Origin of the sequence: Mesorhizobium sp. M7A.F.Ca.US.008.03.1.1, from assembly GCF_003997495.1 — a bacterium.
Taxonomy (GTDB): domain Bacteria; phylum Pseudomonadota; class Alphaproteobacteria; order Rhizobiales; family Rhizobiaceae; genus Mesorhizobium.
Genome location: NZ_RZRU01000001.1, coordinates 145,664 through 158,960, shown reverse-complemented (window position 1 = coordinate 158,960; position 13,297 = coordinate 145,664). Strand labels below are relative to the sequence as shown.

Sequence of the window (13,297 nt, the reverse complement as noted above, 5' to 3'; positions counted from 1 at the left end):
TCCTGCGTGAATCATTCGGACGCGGCCTGCGTCCACGATTGCGACTGGCCGTCGATCATGGCGACGCGGCCACCGTCACCGGTGTCGATGTAGATGCCGAAGCGCTTGTCCTGGCGCTCACGCGCATAGCGGCGCAGCATGGCGCGCAGTTCATGCGTGGCGATCCGCTCATAGGGCAGCGCGTCGATGGAAAAGAAGACGTGGCCATCCGGCAGTGCGGCTTCAGCGCTCTCACGGCTCAGTTCGGCGCGGTAGATGAGATAGCCCGGGTCGCTGTCGGCGACGTCGAACACCGAATAGAGGAAGGTGTTTTCCGGGACGAGGCTCAGCGCCTCGCCGCCATCCAGCACAAGTTTTCTGTCGGCCTTGCGGCGCCGCGCCGTCGGCAACACCCAGCTTCCCTTGCCATCTGTGCGCAAGAGGATGCGGTCGCCGGCTTCGACAAGATAACCAATGATCATGTCCTGCGAGGCCAGCCAGCCGGCGGGCAGCGGATCCTTGATGCTGGCGTAACGGCCGCGGCAGAATCCGAGCGGCGCCGATGGGCTGGTGCCGAAAGCCTGGACCTGGCCGATCAGGATGATGTGGTCGCCAGCCTCGATGCGATTGTGAACGGTGCAGTCGAACCATGTCAGGCTGTCGGTGAGGATCGGTGCGCCGGTGTGGGCGCGGTCATGGTTGACCGACTGGAACTTGTCCGCCGCTTTGGACGCGAACACCGAAGAAACATCGACCTGGCCTTCATGCAGGAAATTGACCGCGAAGGACCGCGTTTCGTTGAAGGCGGGAAAGCTCGCCGCTGCCTTGCCGACACAGACCAGGAGCAGCGGCGGATCAAGCGAGACCGAGGTGAAGGAGTTGGCGGTCATGCCGCGCGGATTGCCGTCGCCGTCGCGCGTGGTGATGACGGTGACGCCGGTGACGAAAGTGCCGAAGGCACGACGCAAGGCGATCGGGTCGATCGTCCTTTGTGCCACCGCGTCCGCCATTGCTTTCCTCCATAGTGTCGGACGAAAGCTAGGCAGGAGCCGGTCGGTGTTCTTCCTCCGGTCTGTAGGAAAGATGGCGCGGCGTGCTGCTGTTATCCCGAGCAAGCACGGGCACGGCGAGCCTGTGCTCGGCAGCTTTAGCGGCAGCGGTGTCGGGACGGGGTGGTTCTAGCGGGCCGGCGGCACGCGGCTGTCGATGATGCCGCTGAGACGGATCGCCAGTTCGACCGCGAAGCGCTGTTCGGGCGTGTCGAGACGGATCCCGAACAGTTCCTCCATGCGCGACAGGCGATAGCGCAAGGTGGTGACATGCAGTCCGATGGCGTCGGCGCAGGCCTGGCTGCGGCAGCCCTCGCGCAGATAGGCAAATAACGTGTCCAGATAGGGCGTGCCGTGCTCGCGGTCATGCGCGATCAGGGCGCCAACACTGTCCTCGACGAAGCCGCGCACGTCGGGAGCGTCGGCGGCGGCGACCAATATCGGCAGGGGGCCGAAATCCTGGCCGGCAAAAACACCGGTGCGCCCGAAGGAACGGCCGATCCGGATCATGCGGCGGCACCGCTCCCAGGCGATGGGATAATCGGCCAGCGCGGCACAGGCCTCTGAAAGCACCACCACCGGCTCGCGTTCGAAATAGCGGCCAAGCTCGGCCGCTATTCTCTGCGACAATTTGCCGAAGCGCGCGCCGTCCTGCCCGGCATCGGTCGGGACGAGGCAGACAAGGCCGTCTTCCACCGCGATGGCCGTGCCGGCAATGCCGGCCTGCTGCAGGAGACGCACGAGCGCATGATGCGGATCGGCAAGGCCGATGGCACCATCCTTTGCCTGCTCGGCGAGGTCGACGACGATCATCTTCTGCGCAACGGTCAAGTCGAGCCCCAGTCGGCGGGCGCGAATGACGATGTCGGCCTCGTCGCGCCAGCGGCGCTCCGCCACCTCCAGGAAAAGCTCGGTCAGCGAGCGCGTCTCGAAACGGAAGCGCACGAAGCTGCGCATCATCTGCACGCTGAGCGCGAATTTGGCGCTGTCGAGCAGCATTTGAGCGAGTTGGCCGGACTCTTGCGGCGTCGGGAAAATCATCAGCGCGCCAACCACTTCGGCATCGATGGTAAGCGGCTCGATGCGCACCGAAAGCTTGAGCTGGCGCTTGCCGTCATCGACGAACAGCGTCTCGGTGTGGCGCCCGTCGGACGCGCCGCGCGCTATCTTGAAGATCTGTCGGCTGAGCGTTCCGCTCACCGCCTGCTGCCAGGAGGCGATGTCGAAATGCGCCTCGCTCGGGGAACGGCCGGCGACGACCAGATTGGCATGGAAATCGATCACCACCACCGGATTGGGCAGAAGCTCGCCGACCTCTTCGGCGAGCGAGACCACGGACCCGTCCGACAACGCCTGCTGCAGAAGCGAGGTGTGCGCCGAGAGGGCGCGTTGCAGGCGTTCGCCGGCCTGCTTCTCCTGGCGCAGCCGATGCTGCTTCTCGACCGCGATCTCGCCCAGATGCACAATCATGCCGATGAAGGCGATATCCTCCGCCGTCACTTCGGTGATTTCGCGCGACACAACGGTCAGCACCATCGGCCGGCCGTCCTCGTCGACGCAGTTCATCGGCATGACCAGCACGCTGCGGTAGTCGCGCTCGAAGGCCTCGCGGCGATAGCCCGGAAACTCCTCCGACACCCGCGCATCCCTGATATAGACCGGTTCATTGCGGTTGAGCGCGACGATCGAGGGACTGGTGGCCAGTTCCCAGCGGTCCGGCAGCGTGCGGTGAATGAGCGTCGGATCGTGGCGCACGATGACATAGGCGTGGCCATGCGGGGCATCGATGCCCATGATCGAGCCCAACGTCCATTTGGCATGACGGCAGGACGCCAGCACGAGGTCGCGCAGCACGGACTGGAGATCGCCGCCAGAATTGATGAGGCTGGCGGCGTCCCGCAAGGAGAGGATTTGCGACTCGTGGTCCACGCCTGATCTTCCGCCACTCGCGAAGGGCGAATTTAAGCCGTCGCGGATATACCTACGCTACACCGCTTCCAAGCGGGACGCACGCCGATTCTTCCTACGAACCGGAGGAATACACGCCGAGTGGCGCTCACTAGATTTGAGCTTCCACGTGGAGAGGCCAAATCATGGAATTGCGAAAAGTCTGCACCTTCATCGAGGAAGTGCACCTTGAAGGCAGCAGGGCGGCTGCCAGGCCGGTGACATCGATTGTCGTCGCCGCCGTTTTGGGCAATCCATGGGCCGGGCGCGGCTTCGTCGAGGATTTGCGGCCAGAGATTGTCGCCATCGCGCCCCGGCTCGGGGAGGAGCTCACGCGCCGCCTGGTTGGGCTGATGCCGGCGGAACGCATCGAAAGCTACGGCAAGGCCGCTGCCGTCGGAACCGCCGGCGAAATCGAGCATGCCTCCGCCATGATCCACACGCTGCGCTTCGGCAATGTCTTCCGCGATGCCGTGGGCGGCACGACCTATCTCGAATTCTGCAACACACGCAATGCGCCCGGCGCGCTGCTGTCGCTGCCGATGATGCACAAAAGCGAGAACGGCCGCCGCTCGCATTTTATCACCGCCAACTTCCAGATCGCCGACGGCCCGGCCGCGGACGAGATCGTCGTGGCCATCGGTGCAGCGGACGGCGGCCGGCTCCACCCGCGGATTGCGGACCGCTTTCAGGACATAAAAGAGATGGAACAGGAAGCTGTATAGTGTCTTCTAGGGCCGCCATGCGGCGCATTACCGCGCGGCAGCATTGGGGCGCATAGCTGCTGTTCGTGTTGGGTGGAAGCAGCGGGTCCTTTCGCAAGCGGCGGCGCGAAACACGCCAGCGGTCGGCCCTTACCCGCTTGACTCCCCACCAGGCAATAGTAGAACAAATAGAGAACATGCTTATATACGCTTTCCCGGAGGTCACCCACCATCTTGCGGCCGGAGCCCGCCATAGACGCCTTGCGCGCGCGGATCGAGAAGATTGAGGGCCGAAGCCGGCGCGCCAGATCGGTACTTCCCTTCGGAATCGCCGAGCTCGATGCACGACTCCCGGGCGGCGGCCTGGCGCTTGGCGCGCTGCATGAAGTCGCCGGCGGTGGCAATGGCGCCATAGACGCCGCGGCAGCGGCGCTGTTTGCGGGCGGCGTCGCGGCGCGCACGCGAGGCAAGGTTTTGTGGTGCATCACCCGGCCCGATCTCTTTGCGCCGGCGCTGGAGCAGGCGGGCCTGAAACCGGACCGCGTCATCTATGTCGAGGCCGGCGACGACAAGACAATTCTCGCCTGCATGGAAGAAGGCATCCGGCATGGCGGGTTGGGCGCGGTCGTCGGTGAAGTCGCGCGCCTGACCATGACGGCCTCGCGGCGGCTCCAGCTCGCCGCCGAAGAAGCCCATACGATCGGCATCGCGTTACGGCGATGGCGGCGGCAGACGGAGGCCGCCGATTTCGGCCAGCCGACGGCGGCAATGACGCGCTGGCGCGTCTCGGTCCTGCCCTCGGCGCCGCTGCCTGTCCCAGGCGTCGGCCGGCACCGATGGCTCGTCGAATTGATCCGCGTCCGCGCGGGCGAAAGCGCTGATTTCGAATTGGAGGCGTGCGATGGCACGGGTCGTCTCGCTGTTCCTGCCGACCTGGCCCACCGACCGGGTGCGGCGGAAGACCGGCGACGCGGCGCCGCCGGCTGAGGCCCCGCTCGTCCTGATCGGCCGCGACAAGTACAGGCGTGTCGTGCTTGCAGCCGACGCCGCGGCATTCGCCGCCGGCCTGCGCCCCGGCATGCCCGTGACGAAGGCGCAGGTGCTGGTGCCGGGCCTTGCGATCCAGGACGCTGACCCGCAAGCGGATGCCGAGGCCCTAGAGCGGCTGGCCGTCTGGATGCTTCGTTTCGCACCGATCGTGGCGCCCGATCTACCCGACGGGATCGTCATCGACACGACGGGTGCCGACCATCTCCATGGCGGCGAGACCGCCATGCTCGAAGGCATGGTCGGGCGTCTGGCGATGTCGGGCATCGTCGCGCGCGTGGCAATCGCCGACAGCTGGGGCGCCGCACATGCGCTGGCACGGTATGGCCGCCAACCCATCGTCATCGCGCCGGCCGGCCACGGCCAATCCATTGTCGAACCGCTTGCGCTCGAGGCGCTGCGGCTCGCGCCTTCGACAGCGACCGAGCTGCGAAGGCTCGGCTTCCAACGGGTCGGCGATCTCCTGAAACAGCCGCGCGCGCCGCTTGCCATGCGCTTCGGCCCGGAGATCGGCCGCCGTATCGATCAGGCCCTTGGCAACGTCGCGGAGCCGATCGACCAAGTTCGCTCGCCGGGCATCGTCGAAGTCCGCCGTGCCTTCGCCGAGCCGATCGGCGCGGCGGAGACCATTGCGCGCTATACCGGCAAGCTCGTCGCCCAGCTCTGCGACCTGATGGAACGGCGCGGCCTCGGCGCGCGCCGTCTTGATCTCATCTGCCAGCGCGTCGACAGCCAGGCCCAGGCAATCCGTATCGGCATGGCGAAGCCCGTCCGCGACGCCAAGCGGCTGACCCGGCTGCTTTGTAACAAGATCGAAACCATCACGCCCGGCTTCGGCATCGAGATGATGATCTTGGCGGCGACTTCGGCCGAACCCCTGGAGCGCAGTCAGGTCGTGAGCTCCCTCGTCGAGGAGAGCGTGCCCGATGTATCCGACCTCGTCGATACGCTGATGAACCGCGTCGGCGAGCGCGCTGTCTACCGGCTTGCGCCCGTCGCCAGCGACGTGCCGGAGCGTTCGGTTGGCAAGATCGCGGCGATGGCGGCCGACACGGGCGCGGGCTGGCCCGGTCATTGGCCACGGCCATCGCGCTTGCTGGCGCAACCCGATCCGGTCGAGACGGTGGCGCTGTTGCCCGACCATCCGCCGGTGTCCTTCACCTGGCGCGGGATCCGCCGGCGCGTGAAGCGCGCGGATGGTCCGGAGCGGGTCTTCGGCGAATGGTGGAAGCGGGACGCCGAGCTGGTGGCGGTGCGCGATTATTTCAGGGTCGAGGACGAGGCCGGCGAGCGCTATTGGCTCTACCGCGCCGGCGACGGCGAGGATGCGGCGACGGGCTCGCACCGCTGGTTCCTGCATGGGGTGTTCGGATGAGCGAGGTCCGCTATGCCGAATTGCAGGTCACCTCGCATTTCAGCTTCCTGCGCGGCGCGTCGTCGGCCGAAGAGTTATTCTCGCAGGCAGCCCTTCTCGGCATCGAGGCGCTGGCCGTCGTCGATCGCAACAGTCTTGCCGGCATCGTTCGCGCCCATGAGGCCGCCAGGACGACTGGCGTGCGCCTCATCGTCGGCTGCCGGCTCGACCTCACTGACGGCATGTCACTGCTGGTCTACCCGACGGACCGCGACGCCTATTCCCGGCTGTGCAGGCTGCTCTCGCTCGGCAAGGGGCGGGCGGGAAAGGCGAAATGCCATCTGGAGTGGAGCGATGTCGTCGCCTATGGCGAAGGCCTCATCGCCGTGCTCCTGCCCGATCTGGCCGACGACACCCTGGCGCTGCGCCTGCGGCATCTGCGCGAGACATTCGGTGATCGGGCCTATCTCGCGCTGACGCTCAGGCGCCGGCCCAACGACCAGCTTCGCATTCACGACCTGGCAGCACTTGCCCTCAAGATGGGTGTGCCGTGCGTCGTCACCAACGACGTGCTTTTCCACGAGCCAGGACGTCGCATCCTCCAGGACGTCGTCACCGCAATCCGCCACAACGTCACCATCGACGCGCTCGGCGAGCGCCGCGAGCGGCACGCCGACCGTTACCTCAAGCCGCCGCACGAGATGCACCGGCTTTTCGCACGATATCCGGACGCGCTGGCACGCACGATCGAGATCGCCAACCGCTGCCGGTTCTCCCTCGATGAGCTCGCCTACCAATACCCAGAGGAACGCGACGACCCATCGCTGACACCGCAGCAGGCGCTCGAAAAGCTGACCTGGCAGGGCGCCGCCGCGCGCTACCCCGAGGGCTTGCCTGACAGCGTCGTCGCGTCGCTGCGCCACGAACTGCGGCTGATCGAGAAGCTCGACTACGCCCCATACTTCCTGACCGTGAACGCGATCGTGCGCTTCGCGCGATCGAAGGATATCCTGTGCCAGGGTCGCGGCTCGGCCGCCAACTCGGCGGTCTGCTATGTGCTGGGCATCACTTCGATCGATCCCGGCCGCAACGACCTTTTGTTCGAGCGTTTCGTCTCCGAGGAACGCCGGGAGCCGCCCGACATCGACGTCGATTTCGAGCATGAGCGGCGCGAGATCGTCATGCAGTGGGTGTTCGACACCTATGGACGCGACCACGCAGCCTTGTGCTCGACGGTGGTCCGCTACCGCACCAAGGGGGCGCTGCGCGATGTCGGCAAGGCGCTCGGCCTGCCGGAGGATCTCATACGCACCCTCTCCGGGCAGGTCTGGGGATGGTCAGAGGAAGGCGTCGAGGAGCGGCACGTCGAGGAGCTCAATCTCAACCTCACTGACCGCCGTCTGCGGCTGACGCTCGACCTCGCCCGTCAGCTGATGGGCGCGCCGCGTCATCTCAGCCAGCATCCGGGCGGCTTCGTACTCACTCATGACCGTCTCGACGACCTGGTGCCGATTGAACCGGCGAGCATGAAAGACCGCCAGGTGATCGAATGGGACAAGGATGATATCGACGCGCTCAAATTCATGAAGGTCGACGTGCTGGCGCTCGGCATGCTGACATGCATGAAGAAGGGCCTCGATCTCCTCGCCGACTGCAAGGACATCCGGCGCGACCTTGCCACCATCCCCGCCGAGGATCCGCGCACCTACGCCATGATCCGGAAGGCCGATACGCTCGGCACCTTCCAGATCGAGAGCCGGGCGCAGATGTCGATGCTGCCGCGGCTGAAGCCGAGGACCTTTTACGATCTGGTGGTGCAGGTCGCGATCGTGCGCCCCGGTCCGATCCAGGGCGACATGGTGCATCCTTATCTGCGCCGCCGCGAAGGACTGGAGCCGGTGTATTACCCCAAGCCTGAGCTCGAAAAGGTGCTCGGCAAGACGCTCGGCGTGCCGCTGTTCCAGGAGCAGGCGATGCGCGTCGCCATCGAATGCGCGGGCTTCACGCCCGGCGAAGCGGACATGCTTCGCAAGTCGATGGCCACTTTCAAATTCACCGGCGGCGTGTCGTCATTCAAGACGAAGCTGATCGACGGCATGGTGGACAATGGATACGAGCGCACCTTCGCCGAGCAGACCTTCAGGCAGCTCGAAGGGTTCGGCTCCTATGGTTTTCCAGAAAGCCACGCCGCGTCCTTCGCACTGATCGCCTACGCCTCGGCCTGGCTCAAATGCTGGCACCCGGACGTGTTCTGCGCGGCGTTGCTGAACAGCCAGCCGATGGGCTTTTACGCGCCGGCGCAGATCGTGCGCGACGCGGCCGCGCACGGGATCGATATCCGGCCGGCCTGCGTCAACGCCTCGCGCTGGGACTGCACGCTCGAGCCTGTCGTCGACGACGGCCGCTTCGCCGTCCGGCTCGGATTGCGCATGGTGCGCGGTCTTGCCAACGCGCATGCAAGCATGATCGTCGCCACGCGCGCCGACCAGCCTTTTGGCTCCGTCGACGATCTCTGGCGGCGCGCCGGCGTGCCTCAGGCGGCACTTGTCCAGCTCGCCGAAGCCGACGCGTTCCGGCCAGCACTTGGTCTCGCGCGGCGCGAGGCGCTGTGGGCGATCAAGGCGCTGCGCGACGAGCCGCTCCCCCTGTTCGCGGCCGCATCGGCCCGTGAGGCTAAGATGGTCCCGGAGATCAACGAGCCGGCGGTGGTGCTTCGGCCGATGACTGCCGGCGGCGAGGTCGTGGAAGACTACCGCCATATCGGCCTGACGCTGCGCAGCCATCCGATCTCCTTCCTGCGCGAAGACCTTCGACGCCGGCGCATCGTCTCCTGCGCCGAGGCGATGGAGGCGCGCGACGGCCGATGGCTGGAAGCGGCGGGGATAGTGCTCGTCCGGCAGCGCCCTGGGTCGGCCAAGGGTGTGATGTTCATCACCCTTGAGGACGAGACCGGCATCGCAAACCTTGTCGTCTGGGCGAAGGTATTCGAGCAGCACCGGCGCACCGTTCTGTCGGCCGGCATGGTCGCGGTGCGTGGCCGCATCCAGCGTGAGGGCGAAGTGGTTCACCTCGTCGCACGGCGCATCCTCGATTTATCCGCCGAATTGGCCAGCGTCGGCGAACGCGAGGGGAGCTTTCCCGTGCCGCATGCTCGCGGCGACCAGGTGCGCAATGGCGGCTCGGGGCCCGATCCGCGCGAGCTGCCGCCCAAGGGGCTGCGCAGCCGCGACATCTACATCCCGGACCTGCACATCGACAACATCAAGGTCAAGACGCGGGATTTCAGATGACCCAAATTCTTGCCCGGCTCAGGCGTCACCACTGCCTGAAGCGCTATGCTGCGACCAAGCCGTGCATCACTTTTTCAGGTAGCTCTTGCGGCCGCTGTCAGTGATGCAGTAGTGCCCGCCTCGAGGCCCGGTGCAGAAGTGTCCGTCCCGGCAGCTGCACTCACCCTCGCTTGCAGGCGCCATCTCGGCAGATCCGCCATCGACGAGCCCAAGAGCTTGACCAGACGCCCCGCCCATCTCCGCCGAACAGTTCTTTTTGCTGGCGCTGACCGAACCGTCGTTGCAAATAAAGGTACTGCCTTGGCAGTGTGAGATCCCACCCTTATGACCGCTGCACGGGGTGTTCGCTGCAAAAGCCGGCTGGGCGCCAATCATCGCCAACAGCGCAGCACAAAGACACAGCCTAAACACCACCATGCAAAGCTGTAACACTGCCATTGGCAACAGAATAGTGCGCGCCGGAGTGATCTTGCTGGTCCTGGTTCTCGGCGCCCAAGATGCTACGGCTCAGCCGCTCGTTGGCGTTCCGTCCGTTATCGACGGCGACACAATCGAAATCCACGGCACGCGTATCCGGCTCTATGGCATCGACGCGCCCGAAAGCGCTCAGTTGTGCTTCGATGGGTCCGGCAAGAAATATCGCTGCGGGCAGAGTCATCCCTGGCCCTCGCGGACTTCCTCAACGCACACCGCCCCACGTCGTGCATCGAGGTCGGGCGAGACCAGTTTCGGCGCATGGTGGCTGTCTGCACAGCCGGCGGCGCTGATGCCGCAGAGTGGTTGGTCAGACGCGGCTACGCCCTCGACTGGCCGAGATACAGCGATGGCTACTATGCGCCGGCACAAGCGAAGGCTCGAGCGGCGAAGTCTGGAATCTGGATCGGATCGTTCGAGCAGCCTTGGGATTGGCGCAAGAGAATGACCGTCCAGTAGCTAGGGGGTCGGCGGTAGCTCGCCTCAGCGCGGACTTCTTGCATCAAGCTTGGTTCGTGACCAATTCCGAGACAACGAACCCTGTTCCGATCATACGAGGCCAGCTGGGGCGCAGGCCGGAATTGCCGACACCAGACAGTCCCATCAACCGACCTGCTCGACGGAGAGCGTCCCGGCCGGCAGCGGCCTGATCAGAGCTTTGGCGGACACCGATGGATCAAGCCAGCTCGCCCAATCCTTCCGCTCCAGGATCACGATCTGCCGATCGTGATAGGGGGCGATGTCGGGACCCGGTTCCATCGTGAGCATGGTGAACGCTTCACCGACATCATCGGTCTGCCGCCAGATCCCGGCGATGCAGAAAACCGGCTCCTCGCGCTTGGTGAACAGCCACTTGTCCTTGCGCTTCTTGCCCTTCTCCGTCGGGTCGGTGAATTCGTAAAAACCATCGGCCGGGATGAGGCAGCGGTTCGAGGCGAACTCGCGGCCGTCCGAGCGGAAGTTGTAGACCGGCCGCTTGTTTTGTCCAGGCCAGCTCCACCGGCGCTGAACCAGGTCACCCTCGCCGCTCGCACCGGCGACCGGGCGGATAATCGGCCCGATATCTGTTATCTTGATATCCTCGCGCGCCTCAATGTTCGGCGCCCCTTCGCTGAAGCGGATTTTGATCTTCAGATCGGCGAAATCCTCGACGATCGAGGCGACGTCCACCATCAGCCGATAATCATTGCACATGTGTCACCCGTTTCGCGGCGTTGCGTGGCAATCATGTTCCTGTTATGTTCTTTTGACTATGAGCGCAACAGTTTTCGATTCCGATGCACCGCTCGACGAACGCCGCATAATCATAAGACGCTACGGCGGTAATGTTGAGATGCTTGAGTTGCCGTGGGGACTTCAGCCGAAGGAACCGGGCGGGCGACCGTTCGCTGTCGTGCGCGCAGAAGACCGATCGTTTCCGAGCCATCGCTGCCTCGTGCCTGCGTCCGAATTCCGGCATCGCAGCCAGGGAAAGAACTACAGCTTTCGCCTCGTAAGCGGTGATTGGTTCTATTTCGCCGGCATCTGGCGGCCAGCGACGCACGATTGGCCGGAAGCCTACGCAATCCTCACGATCCAGGCCAACGACGATATTGCGCCCTACCATGACCGGCAGATGGTGGTGCTGCGCCGGGACGAACGTTCGGCTTGGCTCGACATGACGCACCCGGAACACGAAGTCCTTCGCCCCCTCCCAGGAGCAAGTTTCGCGATTTCGCGCCTCCGCCAGGGTCACAGACAGGCTGAATTTGCGATCTGAAGATTGTAGGATCTGTCAGGACGAACCTTAGACCCTGGCGAAATGATATTGCAGGCAAATGGCCCCTGAACGCGGCGCCGGCCCGCGCAAGATCATCCATGTCGACATGGATGCGTTCTATGCGTCGGTCGAACAGCGCGACAATCCAGAACTCCGCGGCAAGCCGCTTGCCGTCGGCGGAGCCGCCGCCCGCGGCGTGGTCGCGGCCGCAAGCTACGAGGCCCGCGCCTTCGGCGTTCGCTCCGCGATGCCTTCGGTCACGGCAAAGCGCAAATGCCCCGAACTGATCTTCGTGCCGCCCCGCTTCGACGTCTACCGGGAGGTCTCGGCTCAGATCCGCGCCGTTTTCGCCGAACACACCGACCTCATCGAACCGCTCTCGCTTGACGAGGCCTATCTCGACGTGACGCAGAACCGGCTCAACATTTTATCTGCCACGACAATCGCCGAGATGATCAGGGCGGAGATCCTGCTGGTGACCGGTCTCACCGCTTCCGCGGGCATCTCGTACAACAAATTTCTCGCCAAGATGGCGTCCGACCAGAACAAGCCGAATGGCCAGTTCGTCATCACGCCACGTCACGGTCCCGCCTTTGTGGAGACTTTGCCAGTCAAGAAATTTCACGGTGTCGGTCCTGCGACCGCCGCGAAGATGGAAGGGCTCGGCATCGAGACCGGTGCCGATCTCAAGGAGAGGTCGCTCCCCTTCCTGCAGCAGCATTTCGGAAAGTCTGGGCTCTGGTACTATCAGATCGCCCGCGCCATCGACGAACGCGCGGTCGAGCCGGATCGGCCACGCAAATCGATCGGCGCCGAAGACACATTCACAGCCGACATCGTCGATCTCGATGCATCAATCGCCGAACTCAAGCCGCTGGTCGCCAAGGTCTGGGGATACTGTGAAGGGAAAGGCATCCGGGGAAGGACCGTCACGCTGAAGGTCAAATTCGCCGACTTCCAACAGATCACGCGCAGCCGCACGGTGGCGATGCCAATCGAATATTCAGATTTCGAGGAACTCGCAGGCGATCTCCTGAGATCGGTATTTCCACTGAGGAAAGGCATCCGCCTGTTGGGCATCACACTATCGTCGCTTGGCGATGTGCCGCTGCCGGATCAACGTCAATTGCGGTTCGAGCTGTAGAATTGGCTCTTGGGCCAGGATGGAAAGGACCACCGGCCGCAACTTGTCCGGATCATCGTTCGTGTGGATCGATCTCGCCGACGATCTGGGAGACCTCTCCTTCATATTCGTCGGCCGGCACGACCGTGAGTGTTCCGTCGCCGGCACGGGAGATCACGATGCTGACCATCAGGCTGGTGGCGAGGCTGAAGGGTCCAGCTCGGCAATTATCTTGCCGGTGATCTCGTCGTAGAGGTTCGAACGGTCGGCGGCGGCATGGGTTCGATTGGTCGGGACAGACATCGCTGTTCTCCGCGACGGGCGCCGAAGGCCTCTCCTTCCGCTTTCAACCCGTCGCGAAAACCCGCCCCATCCTCTAACTCTCCGTCGGGAGAGCCCCTGCTCTCCCGACCAAATGAAAAACGGCGTACAAAGCGGAAGCACCGAAATGTCCATCATTGCGACCAAGTCAGTTCGGTGCTGGAGCAGGTTCGTGGCCCTGAGACCGGTTCAACAGGGTGGCCGAAGGAGCATCAGCATAGCGCCGCCGTAAGGCGGGATGCGGGACCGA

Annotated in this window: 11 protein-coding genes; 7 read left to right on the top strand and 4 right to left on the bottom strand. The window is 64.5% G+C overall.

Annotated elements, in window-relative coordinates; all coding sequences use genetic code 11:
* Positions 1–11 precede the first annotated feature (11 nt).
* Together EOA16_RS00745 and EOA16_RS00740 are read right to left on the bottom strand one after the other, a co-directional pair.
* The gene (locus tag EOA16_RS00745; protein WP_127254844.1) at positions 12–989 is read right to left on the bottom strand and encodes a flavin reductase family protein; all 978 of its coding nucleotides are present in this window, start codon (positions 987–989) and stop codon (positions 12–14) included.
* Positions 990–1,157: 168 nt separating this feature from the next.
* Complete coding sequence (locus EOA16_RS00740) at positions 1,158–2,957, bottom strand: helix-turn-helix domain-containing protein (protein WP_127254843.1); 1,800 nt, start codon at positions 2,955–2,957, stop codon at positions 1,158–1,160.
* Positions 2,958–3,121: 164 nt separating this feature from the next.
* Between EOA16_RS00740 and EOA16_RS00735 the strand changes: the two genes are divergently transcribed.
* The 4 genes from EOA16_RS00735 (at position 3,122) to EOA16_RS00720 (ending at position 9,370) form a co-directional block, all read left to right on the top strand.
* Complete coding sequence (locus EOA16_RS00735) at positions 3,122–3,700, top strand: amino acid synthesis family protein (protein ID WP_127254841.1); 579 nt, start codon at positions 3,122–3,124, stop codon at positions 3,698–3,700.
* Positions 3,701–3,913: 213 nt separating this feature from the next.
* Positions 3,914–4,666: a damage-inducible protein gene (locus EOA16_RS00730; RefSeq protein ID WP_127254839.1), complete on the top strand. Its 753-nt coding sequence runs from the start codon at positions 3,914–3,916 to the stop codon at positions 4,664–4,666.
* Positions 4,581–6,101: a DUF6504 family protein gene (locus EOA16_RS00725; RefSeq protein ID WP_127254838.1), complete on the top strand. Its 1,521-nt coding sequence runs from the start codon at positions 4,581–4,583 to the stop codon at positions 6,099–6,101. Before EOA16_RS00730 ends, EOA16_RS00725 begins: the two co-directional genes overlap by 86 nt.
* A complete protein-coding gene (locus tag EOA16_RS00720) occupies positions 6,098–9,370 on the top strand; it encodes an error-prone DNA polymerase (protein ID WP_127254836.1) in 3,273 nt (1,090 codons plus the stop codon). Before EOA16_RS00725 ends, EOA16_RS00720 begins: the two co-directional genes overlap by 4 nt.
* A gap of 403 nt (positions 9,371–9,773) precedes the next feature.
* Here EOA16_RS00720 and EOA16_RS32500 read toward each other — a convergent pair whose 3' ends face one another.
* Complete coding sequence (locus EOA16_RS32500; protein WP_164754054.1) at positions 9,774–10,028, bottom strand: hypothetical protein; 255 nt, start codon at positions 10,026–10,028, stop codon at positions 9,774–9,776.
* A gap of 77 nt (positions 10,029–10,105) precedes the next feature.
* On the opposite strand from EOA16_RS32500, the gene EOA16_RS33610 reads away from it, so the two are divergent.
* Positions 10,106–10,303 carry a hypothetical protein gene (locus EOA16_RS33610; protein ID WP_348630306.1) on the top strand — a complete coding sequence of 66 codons (198 nt, stop codon included), beginning with the start codon at positions 10,106–10,108 and terminating at the stop codon, positions 10,301–10,303.
* A 144-nt stretch (positions 10,304–10,447) separates the two neighbouring features.
* Here EOA16_RS33610 and EOA16_RS00705 read toward each other — a convergent pair whose 3' ends face one another.
* Entirely contained in the window at positions 10,448–11,038 is a 591-nt protein-coding gene (locus tag EOA16_RS00705) for an SOS response-associated peptidase (RefSeq protein ID WP_127254832.1), read from the bottom strand.
* Between the two features lie 58 nt (positions 11,039–11,096).
* On the opposite strand from EOA16_RS00705, the gene EOA16_RS00700 reads away from it, so the two are divergent.
* A complete protein-coding gene (locus tag EOA16_RS00700; RefSeq protein ID WP_127254830.1) occupies positions 11,097–11,603 on the top strand; it encodes an SOS response-associated peptidase in 507 nt (168 codons plus the stop codon).
* Between the two features lie 58 nt (positions 11,604–11,661).
* Positions 11,662–12,747 carry a DNA polymerase IV gene (gene dinB, locus EOA16_RS00695; protein WP_127254828.1) on the top strand — a complete coding sequence of 362 codons (1,086 nt, stop codon included), beginning with the start codon at positions 11,662–11,664 and terminating at the stop codon, positions 12,745–12,747.
* Positions 12,748–13,297 lie beyond the last annotated feature (550 nt).

Bases quoted from the DNA above. Each gene is read 5' to 3' on its own strand.
- EOA16_RS00745 (WP_127254844.1), bottom strand. From the start codon at position 989: ATGGCGGACGCGGTGGCACAAAGGACGATCGACCCGATCGCCTTGCGT.
- EOA16_RS00735 (WP_127254841.1), top strand. From the start codon at position 3,122: ATGGAATTGCGAAAAGTCTGCACCTTCATCGAGGAAGTGCACCTTGAA.
- EOA16_RS00725 (WP_127254838.1), top strand. From the start codon at position 4,581: ATGGCACGGGTCGTCTCGCTGTTCCTGCCGACCTGGCCCACCGACCGG.
- EOA16_RS00720 (WP_127254836.1), top strand. From the start codon at position 6,098: ATGAGCGAGGTCCGCTATGCCGAATTGCAGGTCACCTCGCATTTCAGC.
- EOA16_RS32500 (WP_164754054.1), bottom strand. From the start codon at position 10,028: ATGACTCTGCCCGCAGCGATATTTCTTGCCGGACCCATCGAAGCACAA.
- EOA16_RS33610 (WP_348630306.1), top strand. From the start codon at position 10,106: ATGGTGGCTGTCTGCACAGCCGGCGGCGCTGATGCCGCAGAGTGGTTG.
- EOA16_RS00705 (WP_127254832.1), bottom strand. From the start codon at position 11,038: ATGTGCAATGATTATCGGCTGATGGTGGACGTCGCCTCGATCGTCGAG.
- EOA16_RS00700 (WP_127254830.1), top strand. From the start codon at position 11,097: ATGAGCGCAACAGTTTTCGATTCCGATGCACCGCTCGACGAACGCCGC.
- dinB (WP_127254828.1), top strand. From the start codon at position 11,662: ATGGCCCCTGAACGCGGCGCCGGCCCGCGCAAGATCATCCATGTCGAC.